Origin of the sequence: Streptomyces camelliae (genome assembly GCF_027625935.1) — a bacterium.
Taxonomy (GTDB): Bacteria; Actinomycetota; Actinomycetes; order Streptomycetales; family Streptomycetaceae; genus Streptomyces; species Streptomyces camelliae.
On record NZ_CP115300.1, the window covers coordinates 5,527,480 to 5,550,351 of the forward strand.

The 22,872-nt window shown below is 68.8% G+C and carries 13 protein-coding genes and 3 rRNA genes; 14 read left to right on the forward strand and 2 right to left on the reverse strand.

Annotated elements, in window-relative coordinates; translation table 11 throughout:
• The first annotated feature begins 68 nt into the window (after window positions 1–68).
• Both O1G22_RS25335 and O1G22_RS25340 read left to right on the forward strand, forming a co-directional pair.
• Window positions 69–3,728 (forward strand): glycosyltransferase family 2 protein, encoded by a 3,660-nt coding sequence (locus O1G22_RS25335; protein ID WP_270083413.1) that lies wholly within the window; start codon window positions 69–71, stop codon window positions 3,726–3,728.
• Window positions 3,725–5,302: a DUF5719 family protein gene (locus O1G22_RS25340; protein WP_270083414.1), complete on the forward strand. Its 1,578-nt coding sequence runs from the start codon at window positions 3,725–3,727 to the stop codon at window positions 5,300–5,302. Before O1G22_RS25335 ends, O1G22_RS25340 begins: the two co-directional genes overlap by 4 nt.
• A 117-nt stretch (window positions 5,303–5,419) precedes the next feature.
• On the opposite strand, the gene O1G22_RS25345 is transcribed toward O1G22_RS25340, so the two are convergent.
• On the reverse strand, window positions 5,420–5,872 hold the full coding sequence (locus O1G22_RS25345) for a metallopeptidase family protein (RefSeq protein WP_270086536.1): 453 nt from the start codon (window positions 5,870–5,872) through the stop codon (window positions 5,420–5,422).
• Between the two features lie 326 nt (window positions 5,873–6,198).
• Here O1G22_RS25345 and O1G22_RS25350 point away from each other — a divergent pair, with 326 nt between their 5' ends.
• The 8 genes from O1G22_RS25350 (at window position 6,199) to O1G22_RS25385 (ending at window position 14,901) form a co-directional block, all read left to right on the forward strand.
• Window positions 6,199–6,621 (forward strand): DUF3499 domain-containing protein, encoded by a 423-nt coding sequence (locus O1G22_RS25350; protein ID WP_079661865.1) that lies wholly within the window; start codon window positions 6,199–6,201, stop codon window positions 6,619–6,621.
• Between the two features lie 123 nt (window positions 6,622–6,744).
• A complete protein-coding gene (locus tag O1G22_RS25355) occupies window positions 6,745–8,109 on the forward strand; it encodes a phosphomannomutase/phosphoglucomutase (RefSeq protein ID WP_225099039.1) in 1,365 nt (454 codons plus the stop codon).
• A 194-nt stretch (window positions 8,110–8,303) separates the two neighbouring features.
• On the forward strand, window positions 8,304–8,474 hold the full coding sequence (locus O1G22_RS25360; protein WP_073901335.1) for a Trm112 family protein: 171 nt from the start codon (window positions 8,304–8,306) through the stop codon (window positions 8,472–8,474).
• Between the two features lie 151 nt (window positions 8,475–8,625).
• Window positions 8,626–9,753, forward strand: a complete 1,128-nt coding sequence (locus O1G22_RS25365; RefSeq protein WP_270083415.1) for an SIS domain-containing protein — start codon at window positions 8,626–8,628, stop codon at window positions 9,751–9,753.
• A gap of 88 nt (window positions 9,754–9,841) precedes the next feature.
• Window positions 9,842–10,993 (forward strand): mannose-6-phosphate isomerase, class I, encoded by a 1,152-nt coding sequence (gene manA, locus O1G22_RS25370; protein WP_270083416.1) that lies wholly within the window; start codon window positions 9,842–9,844, stop codon window positions 10,991–10,993.
• A gap of 131 nt (window positions 10,994–11,124) precedes the next feature.
• Window positions 11,125–12,105, forward strand: a complete 981-nt coding sequence (locus O1G22_RS25375) for a cation diffusion facilitator family transporter (RefSeq protein ID WP_270083417.1) — start codon at window positions 11,125–11,127, stop codon at window positions 12,103–12,105.
• 515 nt (window positions 12,106–12,620) lie between these two features.
• Window positions 12,621–14,078 (forward strand): adenosylhomocysteinase, encoded by a 1,458-nt coding sequence (ahcY, locus tag O1G22_RS25380; RefSeq protein WP_225099035.1) that lies wholly within the window; start codon window positions 12,621–12,623, stop codon window positions 14,076–14,078.
• Window positions 14,079–14,286: 208 nt separating this feature from the next.
• Window positions 14,287–14,901 (forward strand): hypothetical protein, encoded by a 615-nt coding sequence (locus O1G22_RS25385; RefSeq protein ID WP_270083418.1) that lies wholly within the window; start codon window positions 14,287–14,289, stop codon window positions 14,899–14,901.
• A gap of 50 nt (window positions 14,902–14,951) precedes the next feature.
• Here O1G22_RS25385 and O1G22_RS25390 read toward each other — a convergent pair whose 3' ends face one another.
• The gene (locus O1G22_RS25390; RefSeq protein ID WP_270083419.1) at window positions 14,952–15,941 is read right to left on the reverse strand and encodes an RDD family protein; all 990 of its coding nucleotides are present in this window, start codon (window positions 15,939–15,941) and stop codon (window positions 14,952–14,954) included.
• 150 nt (window positions 15,942–16,091) lie between these two features.
• Here O1G22_RS25390 and O1G22_RS25395 point away from each other — a divergent pair, with 150 nt between their 5' ends.
• The 4 genes from O1G22_RS25395 (at window position 16,092) to rrf (ending at window position 22,815) form a co-directional block, all read left to right on the forward strand.
• Window positions 16,092–17,099 carry a stage II sporulation protein M gene (locus tag O1G22_RS25395; RefSeq protein ID WP_270083420.1) on the forward strand — a complete coding sequence of 336 codons (1,008 nt, stop codon included), beginning with the start codon at window positions 16,092–16,094 and terminating at the stop codon, window positions 17,097–17,099.
• A 560-nt stretch (window positions 17,100–17,659) separates the two neighbouring features.
• A 16S ribosomal RNA gene (locus O1G22_RS25400) occupies window positions 17,660–19,185 on the forward strand.
• Window positions 19,186–19,491: 306 nt separating this feature from the next.
• A 23S ribosomal RNA gene (locus O1G22_RS25405) occupies window positions 19,492–22,614 on the forward strand.
• An 84-nt stretch (window positions 22,615–22,698) separates the two neighbouring features.
• Window positions 22,699–22,815, forward strand: a 5S ribosomal RNA gene (gene rrf, locus O1G22_RS25410).
• The 16S, 23S and 5S rRNA genes sit together here, the layout of an rRNA operon.
• Window positions 22,816–22,872: the final 57 nt, after the last annotated feature.

Consider the following 22,872-nt stretch of genomic DNA (forward strand, 5'->3'; position numbering starts at 1 on the left):
AGACGCCCCGCTGTCCCCGCACGGCACGGGTGTCCACCGCAGTCCATCGAACCGGGGCCCGTACCTCGATGTCCGTGCACAGCCACACGGCAGCCCAAGACCCTGCTGCCACACCTGAGTTCCCGCGCCACGTGGTGACCGCGGTCCTCGTCTCCCACGACGGTGCCCGCTGGCTGCCCGACGCCCTCGCCGGGCTGCTCGGCCAGGAGCGCCCCGTCCAGCACGCGGTCGCGGCCGACACCGGCAGTGCGGACGACTCCGCCCGGCTGCTCACCGAAGCCCTCGGCGACGGACACGTCCTGCACCTGGCCCGCCGCACCGGCTTCGGCCAGGCCGTCGAGGAGGCGAGCCGCACCGCCCCGGTCCTCACCCCGGAAGAGCTGCCGTACCTCAAGCGCCCCAGCGGCTGGGACCCGGTCACGCGCACCTGGCGCGACGACGCCTACGACCTGCCCGAACTGCCGCACGGCGAGCCCGTCCAGTGGCTCTGGCTGCTGCACGACGACTGCGCCCCCGAACCCGACGCCCTCGCCCAGCTGCTGCGGGTCGTCGAGAACGAACTGGAACTGGGCCGCGACGACGTCGCGGTCGTCGGCCCCAAGCTGCGCGGCTGGTACGACCGCCGGCAGCTGCTGGAGGTCGGTGTCTCCATCGCCAACTCCGGCCGCCGCTGGACCGGCCTGGACCGCCGCGAACAGGACCAGGGCCAGCACGACCACGTCCGCACCGTGCTGTCCGTGTCCAGCGCCGGCATGCTCATCCGGCGCGACGTCTTCGAACAGCTCGGCGGCTTCGACCGCAGACTGCCCCTGATGCGCGACGACGTCGATTTGTGCTGGCGCGCCCACAGCGCCGGCCACCGCGTCCTCGTCGCCCCCGACGCGGTCGTACGGCACGCCGAGGCCGCCTCCCGCGAGCGCCGCACCGTCGACTGCGCCGGCCGCACCGCCGCCTCCCCGCACAAGGTCGACAAGGCCGGCGCCGTCTACACCCTGCTCGTCAACATCCGCGGCGCCGCGCTGCCCTGGGTCCTGCTCCGGCTCGTCCTCGGCACCGTCCTCAGGACCGTCGCCTACCTCGTCGGCAAGGTCCCGGGCCAGGCCGTCGACGAGATCCGCGGCCTGCTCGGCACCCTGCTGCGCCCCGAGCGGATCATCGCCGCCCGGCGCCGCCGCGGCCCCTCGCGGATCGACAAGGGCGAGCTGCGCCAGCTCCTGCCGCCGCCCGGCGCCACCGTCCGGGCCACCGTCGAGCAGGTCGCGGGCAACTTCACCGGCGGCAGGGACAGCGACACCTCCTCGGCCGGCCGGCACGGCGGCGCCATGGAGTCCGGCCCCGGCGGCGACGACGCCGACTTCCTGCAGATCGAGCAGTTCGCCCGGCTCAAGCGCATCGCCCGCAACCCCGGCCCGGTGCTCTTCCTGGCCCTGCTGCTGATCTCCCTCGTCGCCTGCCGCGCCCTGCTCGGCGGCGGCGCGCTCGCGGGCGGCGCCCTGCTGCCCGCCCCGGACGGCGCCGGCGAGCTGTGGTCCCGCTTCACCGACGCGTGGCACCCGGTGGGCGCGGGCGGCACCCCGTCCGCGCCGCCCTACCTCGCGATCGTCGCGACCTTCGCCACACTCCTGTTCGGCTCGACCGGACTCGCGGTCACCGTCCTGCTGGTCGCCTCGGTGCCGCTCGCCGGGTTCACCGCCTACTTCGCGTCCCGGCCGCTCGTCACCTCCCGGCTGCTGCGCGCGTGGGCCGCCATCGCCTACGCCTTCCTGCCCGCCACCACCGGCGCCCTGGCCGGCGGCCGCATCGGCACCGCCGTCCTCGCCGTGCTGCTGCCGCTCATCGCGCGCGCGGGCATCGCCGCGAGCGGCCTCGCGAACCGCTCCGGCGCGCGCGGCAGTTGGCGCGCCACCTGGGCGTACGCGCTGCTGCTGACCATCACCACCGCCTTCACGCCGATCGTCTGGCCCATCGCGCTGCTCCTCGGCCTCGGCGTGCTCGCCCTGCGCCGCGGCGACCTCGTCGCCCACGCCCTGCGCTTCCTCGCCCAGCTCGGCACCCCGCTGCTGATCCTCGCCCCCTGGTCGCTGACCCTGCTCCCGACCGGCTTCTTCACGGAAGCCGGCCTGGACTACGGCCCCTCGACCGCCTCCGCGCTCGACCTGCTCGGCGCCAGCCCCGGCGGCGCGGGCACCGTGCACGGTCTGATGCTCCTCGGCATCGTCCTCGCCGCGCTCGCCGCCCTCCTGCGCTCCGAGCGCCAACTGGGCATCCGCACCGCCTGGGCCGTCGCCCTCGTCGCCCTCGTCTTCGCCGTCCTGTCCAACAAGTCCACCTGGGCCGGACCGGCCACCCTCGTCTACGGCATCGCCCTGCTGGCCGCCGCCACCCTCGGCGCCGACGGCGCACGCGCGCGCGTGGCCGAGCAGAGCTTCGGCTGGCGCCAGCCCGTCGCCGCCCTGGTCGCCTTCGCCTCGGCCGCGGGCCCGCTGCTCGTCGCCGCCGGCTGGATGCTCGGCGGCGCCGACGGCCCCCTGGAGCGCCGCGACCCCACCCAGGTGCCCGCGTTCGTCGCCGAGGACTCCACCACCGGCGACCGCGCGCGCACCCTGATCCTCGACAGCGACTCCACCGCGCGCGTGCGCTACACCCTGGTCCGCGGCTCGGGCGCCCGCATGGGCGACGCCGAACTCAGCGCCGCCGACGGCGCGAACACCCGGCTGGACAAGGTCGTCGCCAACCTCCTCGCCGGCTCCGGCGCCGACCAGGCGAACGAACTCGGCGGCTTCGCCGTGCGCTACGTCCTCGTCCACAAGGGCGCGCCCCGCGACTTCACGCGCGTCCTCGACGCCACGCCCGGCCTGAGCCGGCTCAGCCAGCAGGGCGGCAGCGCCCTGTGGCGCGTCGACCAGGAGGTCTCCCGCGCCACCATCGTCCCCGCCGGCGGCTCGGGCACGGCCCAGCCGGTCAGTGCGGGACCGGTGGAGATCCACACGACCGTCCCGTCCGGCGCGGACGGCCGCGTCCTGCGCCTCGCCGACACCGCCTCCGACGGCTGGACGGCCACCCTGGACGGCAAGCCGCTCACCCGCACCACGGTCGACGGCTGGGCCCAGGGCTTCCAGCTGCCCGCGAGCGGCGGCCGGCTCGACGTCACCTACGACGACCCGATCACCCACACCGCCTGGCTGTGGGCCCAGGGCGCACTCGCCGTCGTCCTGGTCGTCCTCGCCCTGCCCGGCCGCCGCCGCGACGTCGACGACGACCTGCCCGAGGCGGAGCCCCTCCCCGCTCAGGCCACGACGGGTGAGGGCCGCCGCGCCCGCCGCCTGCGCGCCCAGGCCGAGGAGCAGAGCGAGGAGCAGACGGGGGAGGAGTCCATGGCCGCCCCACCCCTGCCCGAGGAGCCCCCGGCGGCGGCCGTACCCCACCAGCAGCCCTATGGCGACTGGGACCAGTCCTCCTACACGAACACCGGATACGGCGGCTACGCGGCCGACCAGTTCCAGTCCGGCGCCCCGTACCAGACGCCCGCCTACGACCAGCAGGGCTACGCGCGGGACCCGTACCAGAACGGCCAGTACGACCCGTACGCCTACAGCGGTACGGCCGACCAGATGCCGTACGACCCGACGGCGTACCAGCAGCAGGGCTACGACCCGGCGTACGACCCCGCCCACCAGGGCTACGACCACGGCACCGGCAGTGAGCGCCCCGACGGGAGCCAGCAGTGAACCGCACGACCCTGTCCCTGATCGCCGGCACCGCCGCGCTGGCCGCCGTCACCGCGTTCGCCGCGTTCGACGGCCCGTCCGCGGCCGGGGCCTCCGCCCCCAAGGTGGCCGCCGACCTCCCGGTGCAGCGTACGAGCCTGCTGTGCCCGGCGCCGAGCATCTCGGACATCGCCGACACGTCGTACACCTCGTTCACACCCGTCACCCAGGGCGCCGCGAGCAGTGGCAAGGCCCAACTCCAGTCGGCGGCAGAGCAGTCGGCGGACGGCACGGACAACTCCCAGTCGAGCGGCTCCCAGACGGGCAAGGGCGCCAAGGGCTCGAAGGGAACGAAGGGGACGAAAGACTCCAAGGGTGGACAGAAGGCGTCGGGGGCGTCGGGCCAGCCGGTGCTCACCCCCAAGGCGCCCGGCACCCCCGCCACCGGCGACAGCTCCGGTGCCGACGCACCCGCGCTCATCGGCACCGCCGACGGGCAGTTCGCGCCCGGCTGGACCGTCCAGGAGACCACCGAGGTGGCCGCCGGCACCGGCCGCGGCCTCCAGGGCGTCACCTGCGGCCCCGCGGACACCGAGTTCTGGTTCCCGGGCGCCAGCACCGCCGCGAGCCGCACCGACTACGTCCATCTGACCAACCCCGACGACTCCGCCGCCGTCGTCGACATCGAGCTGTACGGCAAGGACGGCGCGATCAAGTCCCCGCTCGGCGAGAACCTCACGGTCCCGCCGCGCGCGAGCAAGCCGATCCTGCTCTCCACCCTCACCGACACACAGCAGCCCGACCTGACCGTGCACGTCAGCGTCCGCAGCGGCCGGGTCGGCGCGGCCGTACAGGCCCTGGACGGCAAGACGGGCGGCGACTGGCTGGCCGCGGCCGCCGACCCGGCTCCCAGCCTGGTCCTGCCCGGCATCCCGAAGGACGCCACCGACGTCCGGCTGATCGCCTTCACCCCCGGCGGCGACGACGCCGACCTCAAGGTCCGCCTGGCCTCGCCCGACGGCCTGATCACCCCGGCCGGCAACGAGACCCTGCACGTGAAGTCCGGCATGACGACAGCGGCCGACCTCGGCGCCGTGACCCGTGGCGAGGCGGGTTCCCTGGTGCTGACCCCCACCGACCGGTCGGTCCCGGTCGTGGCGGCGCTCCAGGTCGTCCGCGGCAAGGGCGACAAGCAGGAGACGGCCTTCATCCCGGCCACGGCCCCCGTCGGCACGCGCGCGACGGTGGCCTACAACAGCGGCACGGGCACCACCCTGGCCCTGACCGCGCCGACCGCCACGGCCACGGTCAAGGTCACCGCCTCGGCGGGCAGCGACGGCGGCACGGCGGCGACGAAGACGTACACGATCAAGTCCGGCACGACCCAGAACGTCGACGTCCCCGTCCCGTCCGGCCTCCAGGGCACCTACGCCCTCACCGTGGAAACCACCTCGGGCGGCCCGGTCTACGCATCCCGCACCCTGGCCGCCACCGAGGCCGGAGTCCCCGGCTTCACCATCCAGACCCTGGCGAACGACCGGGGAATGGTGGCGGTGCCGGAGACGACGGAGGACCTGGCGGTGTTGCAGAAGTAGGCAAGCGGGGCGACGGAGGACCTGGCGGTGTTGCAGAAGTAGGCAAGCGGGCTGGCGGGGGAGCGGGGGCGACGGCGCTTTCCGCCCGCCCCGCCGACCCCCTGCCGGCGTTCCCCGTCAGTCCTCCCCGTACCGGGGATCGACGGTCTCCGGAGTCAGCCCCAGCAGCTCGGCCACCTGCTCCACGACCACCTCGTGCACCAGCGCGGCCCGCTCGTCGCGCCCCTTGGTGCGGATCTCCACCGGCCGCCGGTACACGACCACGCGCGCCCGTTGCCCGTCCCGCGCGGACACGACCCCGCCCAGCGGCACGGCCTCGTCGCTCCACACCTGCTCGGCACGCGCGTCCAGCCGGGGCACCTCCAGCACGAGGAAATCGATGTCGGCCAGCTGCGGCCACCGCCGTTCGAGACGCTCCACGGAGTCCTGCACCAGGTCCGCGAACGCGTCGGCACGGCTGGCCGCGAGCGGCACCTGCGGCGGTGCGATCGGCCCCCGCATGCCCCGCCCGTGGCGATCACGGCGACGAGGCCCGGGGCCGGTGGCACGGGGCGGTACACGGTTGTCCATCACTGGTGAAGCGTAGTCCTCGCCCCCGCCCCCCGCCCGGCTCCACACGACAACGGCCCGGGACGACGGCCACCACCCGCCCCACGGGAAACCGCTCCCTGCCGCCGCCGGCCCATGACGCAGGCTGACCGTTCCAGCCAACGTCTGGCGCGTTTCCGTAACCCTCCAAGACCGCCGAACTCAAGGCAATTGACGGTGTTTGTACCGAGTCATGACCGGATCCCACCCCGCCCGGCGCTCACCGAGAACCCGTCCATGCAGGTCAACAGGGGCTCCCTGAAAGGGTATGTGGGGCGTTTCACAGCACGACACGGTGGAGTGACCTGGTGGAGAGTCGTCGCGGCCCGCTCAAGAGTGCGGTACCGTCCAACGTCGTGAGCCCTGTACGTCGCTGTTCGCGCACCGCCTGCGGCCGACCCGCCGTGGCGACGCTGACGTACGTCTACGCCGACTCGACCGCGGTCCTCGGCCCGCTCGCCACCTACGCCGAACCCCACTGCTACGACCTGTGTGCCGAGCACTCCGAGCGCCTCACCGCACCCCGCGGCTGGGAGGTCGTACGCCTCCTCGACGGCTCCGCTCCCGCGCGGCCCAGCGGGGACGACCTGGAAGCGCTTGCCAACGCCGTACGCGAGGCGGCCCGCCCCCAGGAGCGCGCGGCCGGGGCAGGCGGCGGGGCCCGCACGGCGGACCCCATGGAGGTGGCCCGCCGCGGTCATCTCCGGGTTCTGCGCTCCCCGGACAACTGAGCCGGCTCACCTCCCGCTACGGTCGTGGCTGGGTGTCCATCCGGTGTCCGTACACCTCCCCCTTACCCCCAACGGGTAGTTTGTGGGCACCCATAGGACTTTGAACTTTCAGGAGGGTTGGCCGTGGCTGCTGATCTGTCGCAGATCGTGAAGGCGTACGACGTGCGCGGAGTGGTCCCGGACCAGTGGGACGAGTCACTGGCCGGACTCTTCGGTGCCGCCTTCGCGGAGGTGACGGGAGCCTCGGCGATCGTCGTCGGCCACGACATGCGGCCCTCGTCCCCGGGCCTGTCCCGCGCCTTCGCGCGCGGCGCGGCGGACCGCGGTGTGGACGTCACCGAGATCGGCCTGTGCTCCACGGACCAGCTGTACTACGCCTCGGGCGCGCTGAACCTGCCCGGCGCCATGTTCACGGCCTCCCACAACCCGGCCCAGTACAACGGCATCAAGCTGTGCCGCGCGGGCGCCGCCCCGGTCGGCCAGGACACCGGCCTCGCGCAGATCCGCGAACTGGTCGAGGGCTGGCTGGAGTCGGGTGCCCCGGAGCCGGTCGCCGAGCCGGGAACCCTGTCCTCGCGCGAGACGTTGAACGACTACGCGGAGCACCTGCGCTCGCTCGTCGACCTGACCTCCATCCGCCCCCTGAAGGTCGTGGTCGACGCGGGCAACGGCATGGGCGGGCACACGGTCCCGTCCGTCTTCGAGGGCCTGCCCCTGACCCTCGTCCCGATGTACTTCGAGCTGGACGGCACCTTCCCGAACCACGAGGCCAACCCGCTCGACCCGGCCAACCTCGTGGACCTGCAGAAGCGGGTTCCCGAGGAGGGCGCCGACCTGGGCATCGCCTTCGACGGCGACGCCGACCGCTGCTTCGTCGTGGACGAGCACGGCGACCCGGTCTCCCCGTCCGCGATCACCGCGCTGGTCGCCGCGCGCGAGCTGGCCCGCAACGGCGGCACGGGCACGATCATCCACAACCTGATCACGTCCCGTACGGTCCCGGAGGTCGTGAAGGAGAACGGCGGCACCCCGGTCCGCACCCGGGTCGGCCACTCCTTCATCAAGGCCGAGATGGCGACGTCGGGCGCGATCTTCGGCGGCGAGCACTCCGCCCACTACTACTTCAAGGACTTCTGGAACGCCGACACGGGCATGCTGGCCGCCCTGCACGTCCTCGCGGCTCTCGGCGGCCAGGACGGCCCGCTGTCCTCCCTCGTCGCCCAGTACGACCGCTACGTCGGCTCCGGCGAGATCAACTCGACGGTCGCCGACCAGGCCGACCGCCTCGCCGCGATCCGCGCCGCGTACGAGAACCGCGCCGACGTCACCCTGGACGACCTCGACGGCCTCACGGTCGCCGCGGCCGACTGGTGGTTCAACGTCCGCCCCTCCAACACGGAGCCCCTCCTCCGCCTGAACGCCGAGGCGAAGGACGAGGCGACGATGACCAAGATCAGGGACGAGGCCCTGGCGATCATCAGGGCCTGACGGCCGGACTTCCGAGCAGCCGGATCCGGGGACAGGGGCTCAGCTCCTGAGCTCCCGGGTCCGGCGCTCGCCCTCGGGCCCTGTCGGGTGACGGCCGGGTCATCGAGCTGACGTGCCTGTGGCCCGGCTCAATCCGCTCGGCAGCGGTACGCTGACCAGCGGCCAAAGAAACCTCGCCCTCGAAGGGACACCACATGCCGCTCGAAGCCGGCCTCCTGGAGATCCTCGCCTGCCCGGCCTGCCACGCCCCCCTCAAGGAGCAGGACACCGAGCTGATCTGCACGAGCCAGGACTGCGGCCTCGCCTACCCCGTCCGCGACGGCATCCCGGTCCTCCTCGTGGACGAGGCCCGCCGCCCCGAGTGACGAGGCGCTCCACCTCGTAGACCCTTGTGGACCCGCGGAGGCCCGCACCGCCCTCGCAGGCCCTCGCAGACCAGGCGCCCACCGCATCACGAACCGGCGCCACCCCCTCGAAGGCTCCGCACAGGACCCCGGCGATCGGAGGCTGCCGCCCATGCTGGACGAATCGCTGCTCGACACCCCGGAGGGCCTCTCCGAGGCCGATCGCCGAGGCCTGCTGCGCGGCGCCGCCGAGGCCGGCGCCCGCGTCCGCACCGCCGCCCGGCACGCCGCCGAGGCCGGCATCGCCGACCTCAAACCCGACGGCCGCCCCCGCGCCGTCCTGATCGCAGGCCCCGGCGCCGCCGCCACCCACACCGCCGACCTCATCGGCGCGCTGGTCGGCGTCGGCAGCCCCGTCGTCCGCCTGGCCCCCACCGGCGTCGCCCCGGCCGCGGGCGCCCTGCGCTGGGAACTGCCGGGCTGGGCCGGTTCCGTGGACCTGCTCCTGATCGTCACCCCGGACGGCACCGAACCGAGCCTCTCCCTCCTCACCGACCAGGCCTACCGCCGTGGCGTCTCCGTCGTCGCCGTGGCCCCGGCCCGCACCCCGCTCGCCGAGGCGGTCACCGGCGCGCACGGCCTGTTCGTACCGATGGCGACGGCACCGTACGACCAGAGCGAACCGCTCGCCGCGTCCTCCCCGGGCGTCTTCTGGGCGCTGCTCACCCCGCTGCTCGCCCTGCTGGACCGCGTCGGCCTGCTCAGCGCCCCGCCGGAGGCGCTGGAGAAGGTCGCCGACCGGCTGGACCACATCGCCGAGCGCTGCGGCCCCGCCATCGTGACCTACAGCAACCCGGCCAAGACCCTCGCCGCCGAACTCGCCGACGCGCTCCCCGTGGTGTGGACGGAAGGCACCTCGGCCGGCCCCGCCGGGCACCGCTTCGCCGCCGCCCTCGCCGAGCTCGCCGGCCGCCCCGCGCTCGTCGCCGAACTCCCCGAGGCGCTCGCCGCGCACAGCGCCCTGCTGGCCGGCCCGCTGGCTGCCAGCGCCGACCCCGACGACTTCTTCCGCGACCGCGTGGAGGAGGCGCCCGCGCTGCACGCGCGCGTAGTGCTGCTCCGCGACCGCCCGAGTCAAGGCCTCACTGCCGCCCCCGCCGCCCGCGACCTGGCCCTCAGCCACGACACGCCGATCAGCGAACTCGAACCGGAGGAGGGCGGCGAACTGGAGACCCTCGCGGAACTGATCGCCGTCACGGATTTCGCCGCCGTTTACCTGGCGCTCGCTTCCGGGGCCTGATCTGGCTACGGGCCGGAACGGCCAGGCCCCCCGGCCGCCGACGGCGGCCCAGCAGCGTACGTACGACAGACAGAGAAGACACGGACACATGGACCGCCTCGACAACACCATCCGCCCCTACGCCTGGGGTTCCCCCACCGCCATCCCGCACCTCCTCGGCGTCGAGCCGACCGGTGAGCCGCAGGCGGAGATGTGGATGGGCGCGCACCCGGGCGCCCCCTCGCGCACCGCGCGCGGCAGCCTCGCCGAGGTCATCGACGCGAACCCGGAAGCCGAGCTGGGCAAGGCGGCCGTGACGAAGTTCGGCCCCCATCTGCCGTTCCTGCTCAAGATCCTCGCCGCCGGTGCACCTCTCTCCCTCCAGGTCCACCCGAACCTGGAGCAGGCCAAGGAGGGGTACGCCGACGAGGAGCGCCGTGGCATCCCGGTCGACGCCCCGCACCGCAACTACAAGGACGCCAACCACAAGCCCGAACTGATCTGCGCGCTCACCGAGTTCGACGGCCTGTGCGGCTTCCGCGACCCGGTCCGGGCCGCCGATCTGCTCGCCGGACTCGACGTCGACTCCCTCAAGCCGTACGTCGACCTGCTGCACGCCCACCCCGAGGACGCGGCCCTGCGCGAGGTCCTCACCGCGATCCTCAGCGCCGACCCGGAGGAGATGGCCCGCACGGTCGCCGAGGCCACCGCCGCCTGCGCCCGCCTCGGTGGCGACTACGCCCCCTACGCCGACCTTGCCCAGCACTACCCGGGCGACCCCGGCGTCATCGCGGCCATGCTGCTCAACCACGTCCGCCTGCAGCCCGGCGAGGCCCTCTTCCTCGGCGCCGGCATCCCGCACGCCTACCTGAACGGGCTCGGCGTCGAGATCATGGCCAACTCCGACAACGTCCTGCGCTGCGGCCTGACCCCCAAGCACGTCGATGTGCCCGAACTGCTGCGCGTCGTCCGCTTCGAGGCCGGCGACCCGGGTGTGCTGCGCCCCGAGGCCTCCGCGGACGGCGAGGAGGTCTACGAGACACCGATCGACGAGTTCCGCCTGTCCCGGTACGTCCTCCCCGAGGGCACCGCCGCCCACGACCTCACCCTCGACACCCCGCAGATCCTGCTGTGCACGGCCGGTGCCGTCCGCGCGGGCGAGCACGAGCTGCGCCCCGGCCAGTCGGTCTTCGTCCCGGCGGGCGAGCAGGCGGAGGTCTCCGGCGAGGGAACCGTCTTCCGTGCCACTGTGATCGTATGACCGGGGCTGTGGACAGCTGACGTGGCGAGGCCCGGCCGGGCTGCAAGAATGGCCCATCGGCAAAGGCCGGGCAAAGCCGGGCAGAGGCCTGGACGGCGTACACGTACGAAGGCGAAGGGACACGCGGACACATGAGCGCGTCAGGCGGTACGAAGGCGATCGTGGCGGCACTCGGCGCCAATCTCGCGATCGCGGCATCCAAGTTCGTGGCGTTCGCCTTCAGCGGCTCCTCCTCGATGCTCGCCGAGGGCGTCCACTCGCTCGCCGACTCCGGCAACCAGTTCCTGCTGCTGATCGGCGGCAAGAAGGCCCAGCGCGAGGCGACCCCGCAGCACCCCTTCGGCTACGGCCGCGAGCGCTTCATCTACGCCTTCCTGGTCTCGATCGTCCTGTTCTCCATCGGCGGCATGTTCGCCATCTACGAGGGCTACGAGAAGATCAGCCACCCGCACGCAGTGGAGAACTGGTACTGGCCGGTGGGCGTCCTCGTCTTCGCGGTCATCGCCGAGGGCTTCTCGTTCCGCACGGCCATCAAGGAGTCCAACGACCTGCGCGGCAAGCTGTCCTGGGGGCAGTTCATCCGCCACGCCAAGGCGCCCGAGCTGCCCGTCGTCCTGCTGGAGGACTTCGGCGCGCTCATCGGCCTGGTCCTCGCCCTGCTCGGCGTCGGCCTCGCGGTGGCCACCGGCGACGGCGTCTGGGACGGCGTCGGCACGGTCTGCATCGGTGTCCTGCTCGTCTGCATCGCCCTGGTCCTGGCCGCGGAGACCAAGTCCCTGCTGCTGGGCGAGGCCGCGGGTGTCGAGGAGGTCAAGAAGATCGAGACGGCGATCGTCGACGGCGACACCGTCACCGGCGTCATCCACATGCGCACGCTGCACCTCGGCCCCGAGGAACTGCTGATCGCTGCCAAGATCGCCGTCCAGCACGACGACACGGCCACCGAGGTCGCGAACGCCATCAACGCCGCCGAGGCCCGTGTCCGCGCCGCCGTCCCCATCGCCCGCGTCATCTACCTCGAACCGGACATCTACAGCGAGGCCGAGGCCGCCAAGGGCCCGGACCCGGAGGCGACCCCGGGCGGCCCGAACCCCCACGCCGTCGGCCACTGAGGCTCCGGCCGCGCCTTCGTCACCTCCCCATCGAGCGCGTCGGCCACCCCGCCGACGCACTCCCAGAAGATCCGGTCCCCCTGGTCGTACGTCGGCCGCATGCCACTGCCGCCCCGGTGGAGCCCCGTACACCGCCCGCGACCAGACGACCCGAAGCTGCGGAACTCCCTGCTCACACCGGTCCGCAAGCTCCCGCTCCACGGCCTTCACAGCCCTGCCGAAAGCCCTTCCGCCCCCACCCGGCCACCTCGAAATCGGCTCCCGACTGGCTAGAACCATGCGGAGGCGGACTGGGGGCGACCGGGTCCTCCGGTGTAGCTTGGGACGAAGCCAGACGTCGCTGCTGATGGCGGTCGGGCGGTCCCGCACGGACCGGCCGAGGGAGAGAGGGCCTCCGACGGACTGCGCTGCGCGTACGTGGGCATGCCTGTGTCCCTTTCTCGGGCACTCCTGTGTCCGCCGCCGCGCAGACCAGCCGTACCCACCCTCGACCCGATACCGAGGAGCAGCTCTCAATGACGACTGTCGAGAACCGACAGGACTTCAAGGTCGCCGACCTCTCGCTGGCCGAGTTCGGCCGCAAGGAGATCACCCTCGCCGAGCACGAGATGCCCGGTCTGATGGCGATCCGCAAGGAGTACGCCGACGCCCAGCCCCTCGCGGGCGCCCGTGTCACCGGCTCCCTGCACATGACCGTCCAGACCGCCGTGCTCATCGAGACCCTGGTCGCCCTGGGCGCCGAGGTCCGCTGGGCCTCCTGCAACATCTTCTCCACCCAGGACCACGCGGCCGCCGCCATCGCCGTCGGCCCGAACGGCACGCCCGACGACCCGCAGGGCGTTCCGGTCTTCGCCTGGAAGGGCGAGACCCTGGAGGAGTACTGGTGGTGCACCGAGCAGGCGCTGACCTGGCCGAACAGCCCCACCGGCGGCCCGAACATGATCCTCGACGACGGCGGCGACGCCACCCTCCTCGTCCACAAGGGCGTCGAGTACGAGAAGGCCGGCAAGGTCCCCGCCCTGGAGACCGCCGAGTCCGACGAGCACCGCGTCATCCTCCAGCTGCTGCACCGCACCCTGGGCGAGAACGCCCAGAAGTGGACCCAGCTGGCCTCCGAGATCCGTGGCGTGACGGAGGAGACCACGACGGGTGTCCACCGCCTGTACGAGATGCAGCGTGAGGGCTCCCTCCTCTTCCCCGCGATCAACGTGAACGACGCGGTGACGAAGTCGAAGTTCGACAACAAGTACGGCTGCCGGCACTCGCTGATCGACGGCATCAACCGGGCCACGGACGTCCTGATCGGCGGCAAGACCGCGGTCGTGTGCGGCTACGGCGACGTCGGCAAGGGCTGCGCGGAGTCCCTGCGCGGCCAGGGCGCCCGCGTGATCGTCACCGAGATCGACCCGATCTGCGCCCTGCAGGCGGCGATGGACGGCTACCAGGTCACCACGCTCGACGAGGTCATCGACAAGGCCGACATCTTCGTCACGACGACCGGCAACAAGGACATCATCATGGCCTCCGACATGGCCAAGATGAAGCACCAGGCGATCGTCGGGAACATCGGCCACTTCGACAACGAGATCGACATGGCCGGCCTTGCGAAGGTCCCGGGCATCGTCAAGGACGAGGTCAAGCCGCAGGTCCACACCTGGACCTTCCCGGACGGCAAGAAGATCATCGTGCTGTCCGAGGGCCGTCTGCTGAACCTGGGCAACGCCACCGGTCACCCGTCGTTCGTGATGTCCAACTCCTTCGCGGACCAGACGCTGGCCCAGATCGAGCTGTTCACCAAGCCGGACGAGTACCCGGTGGGCGTGTACACGCTGCCCAAGCACCTGGACGAGAAGGTGGCCCGCCTCCACCTGGACGCGCTGGGCGTGAAGCTCACCAAGCTGCGCCCGGAGCAGGCCGCGTACATCGGCGTCGAGGTCGACGGCCCGTTCAAGTCGGACCACTACCGCTACTGAGCCGACGGCTCCGTAGGAGTCCCGTCCGCCGGGGAGCGCGCCAGTGCACTGCCGCGCTCCCCGACAGCAGGTCCCCCGAGGCAGGCCCCCGCACCCCCGTGCCGGGGGCCTGCCCGTCTTTCCGGCCGCATTCGACCATTCGGCCGGCCCGGCCGAACGGTCGGCCGGCGCCACCCGGACCGTCACCCCGTCAAGCCCCAGGACCCCCATGCCCCGCGGCCGCTATTCGCTCCACGATCCGCACGATCACATCCCCTTCGCAGAAGAACACTTCCAATGCGCCCCCGGCCCGTCCGGCTGGCGCTACGTCTCCCGGCTGACCGACCCCGCCGGCGCCCACCGGGGCTCGGTCGACCTCGCCCTCGACGACCTCGGCCGCCCCATCCGCCTCGAACTGCACGCGGGAGGCTGGCAGGTGCGCGGCGCAGCCCTCGACGGCGTCACCTGGGTCCGCACCGACCCCACCGGAACCCATGCCACCGAAGGCAATGTGCGCGCCCACGCCTTCACCGGCACGTCCCCCGCGTTCCTCATCGCCACCGCCCGTCTCCTGCGCCTCACCCCCTTGTCCGCCGCGACCCGCGTACGGCTGGTCGCCTTCACGGATCCGGTCCTCGCCCCCCGCACCGTGGACCAGTCCTGGGCCTTGGTGAACAGCGAAGCACACGCCACTGACAACGGCCCCCTGACCGTGGACGAATACCAGGTCACAGCCCTGGACACGGGCGAACGGCACAGCGTCCACATCGCCGGCGACGTCGTCCTCTCCGCACCGGGGATCGAGCTGGAGGATCTCGACTCACCGCCGTCGACATTCGTCTGAAGCCGGAGAACCCGACCACCGGGAAACCGGGAGAGAGGCACGGACCAGTGCTACGCGGGCGGCGCGAACCCCGTGGACGGACGGTCGGCCGGCGCCTCGTCCCGCCCCGGAGCGGCCGACGGCATGACGGGAGCCTGCGACTGCGGAGCCGCTTGGGCCACCTGAGCCGCCTGATTCGGTTGAGGGGAAGCCTGCGACCAGGCCTCTGCAGCAGAGGGAACGGGCGGGGGCGGCTGATATCCGGCCGGCGCGGACGGTGCACCGGGACCGGCCTCCGCCGGGGCGAATCCAGCGACGCCGAACGCCTGCCGGGCCTCACGGGACTGCCGCTCGTGCACCACGGCCGCCAGGAAGGCGGCGGCCGGCACGTCCTGTGGCACCGAAGCGCCCGTCCGCGCCGCGAGGTCGGCCGCTAGCCGCTGCGCCATACCCACGGAAACCTGCGGATCGAGCTGCTGCATCCGCGTCAGGTACTGCCGTACGGCCAGCCACAGCCCGTCCGGCACGGCCGACAGGTCCAGCGCGGCGAAACGCCCGGCGAGCCACGGCGGCGGAGGCGGCACGAACCCGGCCTGGCCGGTGGGTATCCGCTCACGCACGACCAGCGTGCCCGCGAACACGTCGCCGAGCCGCCGGCCCCGCGCGGACACCAGCGAGGCGATGCAGGCGACCACGCCGAACGTCAGCAGGATCTCGACCACGCCGATCGCACCCCGCACCAGCGCATGCCGGAACCGGATCGGCCCGCCGTCGTCCCGCACCACCCGAAGCCCGAAGGCCAGCTTCCCCAGCGAACGCCCGTGACTGAGCGTCTCCACCGCGATCGGCCCGCCTACCAGCACCAGCAGAAACGTCGCGATCGACAGCGCCACCTGCGCGGCCTCGTCCAGGGAAGCCGTCGACATCACCAGCGCCACGGTGACGACGGTGTACGTGGTCACGGCCACCACCAGGTCGAACAACACGGCCAGCGCCCTGCTCGGCAGCTTCGCCGGCCGCAGTTCGAGCGCCACCGCCTCGCCCGTCACCAGCTCACTCACGCCCGCCGCCTTCCCTGATCTGCCCCCGGAACCGCAAGTCTGCCAAGCTGTGAGCGCATCGCGCCGCAGTACGACAAGCTGACAGCAAACGCGAGCATCCACGACGAGCGGACGAGCTGTCGACGACCAGCCGAGGAGCAGGCACACCCGATGGACCTGGACGTCTTCGTCGCCGCCCACCGTGCCGAATGGGACCGTCTCGACGCCCTGCTCCGCCGTCGGCGCCGCCTCAACGGGGCCGAGACCGACGAACTCGTCTCGCTCTACCAGCGCACCGCCACTCACCTCTCCCTCATCCAGTCCAGTGCCCCGGACCCGCAGCTGACGGGGCGGCTCAGCCAACTGGTGGCACGCGCGCGTAGCGCCGTCATCGGCACCCGCCGCGCCTCATGGAGTGACGTCACACGCTTCCTAGGCCAGGGCTTCCCGGCCGCGGTCTACCGCGCACGCCACTGGTGGGTCCCCACGGCGCTGGTCTCCACCGCCATCGCGATCCTCCTGGGCTGGTGGATCGGCGCTCATCCCGACGTGCAGTCGTCCATCGCCGCCCCCAGCCAACTGCGCGAGCTGACCCGCCCCGGCGGCGAGTACGAGACGTACTACTCCAGTCACCCCGCGGCCGCCTTCGCCGCCCAGGTGTGGACGAACAACGCCCAGGCAGCCGCGATGTGCCTGGTCCTGGGAGTCTTCCTGGGCCTGCCCGTCCTCTGGGTCCTCTTCGAGAACATGCTCAACCTGGGCGTCGGGTTCGGCCTGATGTCCTCCGCCGGCCGACTCGACACATTCCTCGGTCTGGTCCTCCCACACGGCTTGCTGGAATTGACCGCCGTCTTCGTCGCCGCGGGAACCGGCCTGCGCCTGGGCTGGACTCTCATAGACCCCGGCCCCCGCACCCGGCGCACCGCCCTCGCCGAGGAGGGCAGGGCAGCGGTCGGCATGGCGATCGGCCTGGCCCTGGTCCTGTTCGTCTCCGGCGCCATCGAAGGCTTCGTCACCCCCTCGGGCCTGCCCACCTGGGCCCGCATCGGCATCGGCGTGCTGGCCGAGCTGGCATTTCTGGCGTACGTCTATGTCCTCGGCGGCCGCGCGGTACGCGCCGGCGAGACAGGCGATCTCGAAGCGACGGACCGCAGCGCCACCGTCCCCACTGCCGCCTGATGTGCGTTCGACCCCTCTGAGCTGCTAATCTTCTCTTCGCCCCGCAGACCCGTTGACACGGGTGGTGTGGGGAGGTAGATTCAAACAGTTGCCTGGAGCTGGACAAGTTCGGCGGCGAAGGTTAGAATCTACGAGCTTCCACAGGGAACGTCGGAAACGACGCCTCCGAAGAAGCACCTCCCGATTACTCAGAATGAGCGGCCGGTCAGACCGGCCAAGAACTTCTGATAAAGTCGGAACCGCTGGAAAGGGAAACCGCGAGAAAACGCGGAGAACCTGGAAAGCGCCGAGGAAATCGGATCGAGAAAAGATCTGATAGAGTCGGAAACACCGAAGGGAAGCCCGGAGGAAAGCCCGAGAGGGTGAGTACAAAGGAAGCGACCGTTCCTTGAGAACTCAACAGCGTGCCAAAAATCAACGCCAGATATGTTGATACCCCGTCTCCAGCATCTGCTGGGGCGAGGTTCCTTTGAAATAACACAGCGAGGACGCTGTGTGCGAGAGGATCATTCCTCCTCTTGCACCGCTCTCGTGGTGTTCATCCCGATCACGGGAAAACATTCACGGAGAGTTTGATCCTGGCTCAGGACGAACGCTGGCGGCGTGCTTAACACATGCAAGTCGAACGATGAAGCCCTTCGGGGTGGATTAGTGGCGAACGGGTGAGTAACACGTGGGCAATCTGCCCTTCACTCTGGGACAAGCCCTGGAAACGGGGTCTAATACCGGATACGAGGTTCGGAGGCATCTCCGATCCTGGAAAGCTCCGGCGGTGAAGGATGAGCCCGCGGCCTATCAGCTTGTTGGTGAGGTAATGGCTCACCAAGGCGACGACGGGTAGCCGGCCTGAGAGGGCGACCGGCCACACTGGGACTGAGACACGGCCCAGACTCCTACGGGAGGCAGCAGTGGGGAATATTGCACAATGGGCGAAAGCCTGATGCAGCGACGCCGCGTGAGGGATGACGGCCTTCGGGTTGTAAACCTCTTTCAGCAGGGAAGAAGCGCAAGTGACGGTACCTGCAGAAGAAGCGCCGGCTAACTACGTGCCAGCAGCCGCGGTAATACGTAGGGCGCAAGCGTTGTCCGGAATTATTGGGCGTAAAGAGCTCGTAGGCGGCTTGTCACGTCGATTGTGAAAGCCCGAGGCTTAACCTCGGGTCTGCAGTCGATACGGGCTAGCTAGAGTGTGGTAGGGGAGATCGGAATTCCTGGTGTAGCGGTGAAATGCGCAGATATCAGGAGGAACACCGGTGGCGAAGGCGGATCTCTGGGCCATTACTGACGCTGAGGAGCGAAAGCGTGGGGAGCGAACAGGATTAGATACCCTGGTAGTCCACGCCGTAAACGGTGGGAACTAGGTGTTGGCGACATTCCACGTCGTCGGTGCCGCAGCTAACGCATTAAGTTCCCCGCCTGGGGAGTACGGCCGCAAGGCTAAAACTCAAAGGAATTGACGGGGGCCCGCACAAGCGGCGGAGCATGTGGCTTAATTCGACGCAACGCGAAGAACCTTACCAAGGCTTGACATACACCGGAAAGCATTAGAGATAGTGCCCCCCTTGTGGTCGGTGTACAGGTGGTGCATGGCTGTCGTCAGCTCGTGTCGTGAGATGTTGGGTTAAGTCCCGCAACGAGCGCAACCCTTGTTCTGTGTTGCCAGCATGCCCTTCGGGGTGATGGGGACTCACAGGAGACCGCCGGGGTCAACTCGGAGGAAGGTGGGGACGACGTCAAGTCATCATGCCCCTTATGTCTTGGGCTGCACACGTGCTACAATGGCCGGTACAAAGAGCTGCGATACCGTGAGGTGGAGCGAATCTCAAAAAGCCGGTCTCAGTTCGGATTGGGGTCTGCAACTCGACCCCATGAAGTCGGAGTCGCTAGTAATCGCAGATCAGCATTGCTGCGGTGAATACGTTCCCGGGCCTTGTACACACCGCCCGTCACGTCACGAAAGTTGGTAACACCCGAAGCCGGTGGCCCAACCCCTTGTGGGAGGGAGCTGTCGAAGGTGGGACTAGCGATTGGGACGAAGTCGTAACAAGGTAGCCGTACCGGAAGGTGCGGCTGGATCACCTCCTTTCTAAGGAGCACTTCTTACCGGGTTCGCTCGGTCAGAGGCCAGTACATCGGCGAACGTCCGGTGCTGGTTGCTCATGGGTGGAACGTTGATTATTCGGCCGGATGTCACGGGTCGGAGGCTGCTAGTACTGCTCGCAAGAGCGTGGAACGCATGATCTCCGGACGGGGTCCGGCCGGGCACGCTGTTGGGTGTCTGAGGGAACGAACTTTCCTCAGTCGCCGGCCCCAGTAAACTCACTGGCTTGCTAGTGGGGTGATGGGTGGCTGGTCGTTGTTTGAGAACTGCACAGTGGACGCGAGCATCTGTGGCCAAGTTTTTAAGGGCGCACGGTGGATGCCTTGGCACCAGGAACCGATGAAGGACGTGGGAGGCCGCGATAGTCCCCGGGGAGTCGTCAACCAGGCTTTGATCCGGGGGTTTCCGAATGGGGAAACCCGGCAGTCGTCATGGGCTGTCACCCTTGCCTGAACACATAGGGCAAGTGGAGGGAACGAGGGGAAGTGAAACATCTCAGTACCCTCAGGAAGAGAAAACAACCGTGATTCCGGGAGTAGTGGCGAGCGAAACCGGATGAGGCCAAACCGTATGCGTGTGAGACCCGGCAGGGGTTGCGCATGCGGGGTTGTGGGATCTCTCTTCCACGGTCTGCCGGCCGTGGGACGAGTCAGAAACCGTTGATGTAGGCGAAGGACATGCGAAAGGTCCGGCGTAGAGGGTAAGACCCCCGTAGTCGAAACGTCAGCGGCTCGTTTGAGAGACACCCAAGTAGCACGGGGCCCGAGAAATCCCGTGTGAATCTGGCGGGACCACCCGCTAAGCCTAAATATTCCCTGGTGACCGATAGCGGATAGTACCGTGAGGGAATGGTGAAAAGTACCCCGGGAGGGGAGTGAAATAGTACCTGAAACCGTGTGCCTACAAGCCGTGGGAGCGTCGGAATGTGCTTGCACATTCTCGTGACTGCGTGCCTTTTGAAGAATGAGCCTGCGAGTTTGCGGTGTGTTGCGAGGTTAACCCGGGTGGGGAAGCCGTAGCGAAAGCGAGTCCGAACAGGGCGATTTTAGTAGCACGCTCAAGACCCGAAGCGGAGTGATCTAGCCATGGGCAGGTTGAAGCGGAGGTAAGACTTCGTGGAGGACCGAACCCACCAGGGTTGAAAACCTGGGGGATGACCTGTGGTTAGGGGTGAAAGGCCAATCAAACTCCGTGATAGCTGGTTCTCCCCGAAATGCATTTAGGTGCAGCGTCGTGTGTTTCTTGCCGGAGGTAGAGCACTGGATAGGCGATGGGCCCTACCGGGTTACTGACCTTAGCCAAACTCCGAATGCCGGTAAGTGAGAGCGCGGCAGTGAGACTGTGGGGGATAAGCTCCATGGTCGAGAGGGAAACAGCCCAGAGCATCGACTAAGGCCCCTAAGCGTACGCTAAGTGGGAAAGGATGTGGAGTCGCACAGACAACCAGGAGGTTGGCTTAGAAGCAGCCACCCTTGAAAGAGTGCGTAATAGCTCACTGGTCTAGTGATTCCGCGCCGACAATGTAGCGGGGCTCAAGCGTACCGCCGAAGTCGTGTCATTGCAGCATATAGCCCCAACGGGTGCTGTGATGGGTAGGGGAGCGTCGTCTGCCGGGTGAAGCAGCACCGGAAGGTAGTTGTGGACGGTTGACGAGTGAGAATGCAGGCATGAGTAGCGATTCACACGTGAGAAACGTGTGCGCCGATTGACTAAGGGTTCCTGGGTCAAGCTGATCTGCCCAGGGTAAGTCGGGACCTAAGGCGAGGCCGACAGGCGTAGTCGATGGATAACCGGTTGATATTCCGGTACCCGCTGTGAAGCGTCAAACATCGAATCCAGTGATGCTAAGCCCGTGAAGCCGCCTGCCCCCAGCTTTGCTGTGGGTGGGAGTGGTGGAGCCGGTGACCCGAGCTGGTAGTAGGTGAGTGATGGGGTGACGCAGGAAGGTAGTCCATCCCGGGCGGTGGTTGTCCCGGGGTAAGGGTGTAGGCCGCAAGGTAGGCAAATCCGCCTTGCATACGGCTGAGACCTGATGCCGAGCCGATTGTGGTGAAGTGGATGATCCTATGCTGTCGAGAAAAGCCTCTAGCGAGTTTCATGGCGGCCCGTACCCTAAACCGACTCAGGTGGTCAGGTAGAGAATACCGAGGCGTTCGGGTGAACTATGGTTAAGGAACTCGGCAAAATGCCCCCGTAACTTCGGGAGAAGGGGGGCCACGCCTGGTGATCCGATTTACTCGGTGAGCTGGGGGTGGCCGCAGAGACCAGCGAGAAGCGACTGTTTACTAAAAACACAGGTCCGTGCGAAGCCGTAAGGCGATGTATACGGACTGACGCCTGCCCGGTGCTGGAACGTTAAGGGGACCGGTTAGCTCACTTTCGGGTGGGCGAAGCTGAGAACTTAAGCGCCAGTAAACGGCGGTGGTAACTATAACCATCCTAAGGTAGCGAAATTCCTTGTCGGGTAAGTTCCGACCTGCACGAATGGCGTAACGACTTCTCGACTGTCTCAACCATAGGCCCGGTGAAATTGCACTACGAGTAAAGATGCTCGTTTCGCGCAGCAGGACGGAAAGACCCCGGGACCTTTACTACAGTTTGATATTGGTGTTCGGTTCGGCTTGTGTAGGATAGCTGGGAGACTTTGAAGCAGGCACGCCAGTGTTTGTGGAGTCGTCGTTGAAATACCAGTCTGGTCGTGCTGGATGTCTAACCTGGGTCCGTGATCCGGATCAGGGACAGTGTCTGATGGGTAGTTTAACTGGGGCGGTTGCCTCCTAAAGGGTAACGGAGGCGCCCAAAGGTTCCCTCAGCCTGGTTGGCAATCAGGTGTTGAGTGTAAGTGCACAAGGGAGCTTGACTGTGAGACCGACGGGTCGAGCAGGGACGAAAGTCGGGACTAGTGATCCGGCGGTGGCTTGTGGAAGCGCCGTCGCTCAACGGATAAAAGGTACCCCGGGGATAACAGGCTGATCTTCCCCAAGAGTCCATATCGACGGGATGGTTTGGCACCTCGATGTCGGCTCGTCGCATCCTGGGGCTGGAGTCGGTCCCAAGGGTTGGGCTGTTCGCCCATTAAAGCGGTACGCGAGCTGGGTTTAGAACGTCGTGAGACAGTTCGGTCCCTATCCGCTGTGCGCGTAGGAGTCTTGAGAAGGGCTGTCCCTAGTACGAGAGGACCGGGACGGACGAACCTCTGGTGTGCCAGTTGTTCTGCCAAGGGCATGGCTGGTTGGCTACGTTCGGGAGGGATAACCGCTGAAAGCATCTAAGCGGGAAGCCTGCTTCGAGATGAGGACTCCCACCCACTTGATGGGGTAAGGCTCCCAGTAGACGACTGGGTTGATAGGCCGGATCTGGAAGCCAGGTAACTGGTGGAGGTGACCGGTACTAATAGGCCGAGGGCTTGTCCTCAGTTGCTCGCGTCCACTGTGTTGGTTCTGAAACCACGAACAGCCCCATGTGCCACACATGGTTCGGTTGTCAGTTTCATAGTGTTTCGGTGGTCATAGCGTGAGGGAAACGCCCGGTTACATTCCGAACCCGGAAGCTAAGCCTCACAGCGCCGATGGTACTGCAGGGGGGACCCTGTGGGAGAGTAGGACGCCGCCGAACAATTCTTGGGAAAGGCCCACGCCGGATGGCGTGGGCCTTTCTGCATTTCAGGGGGCT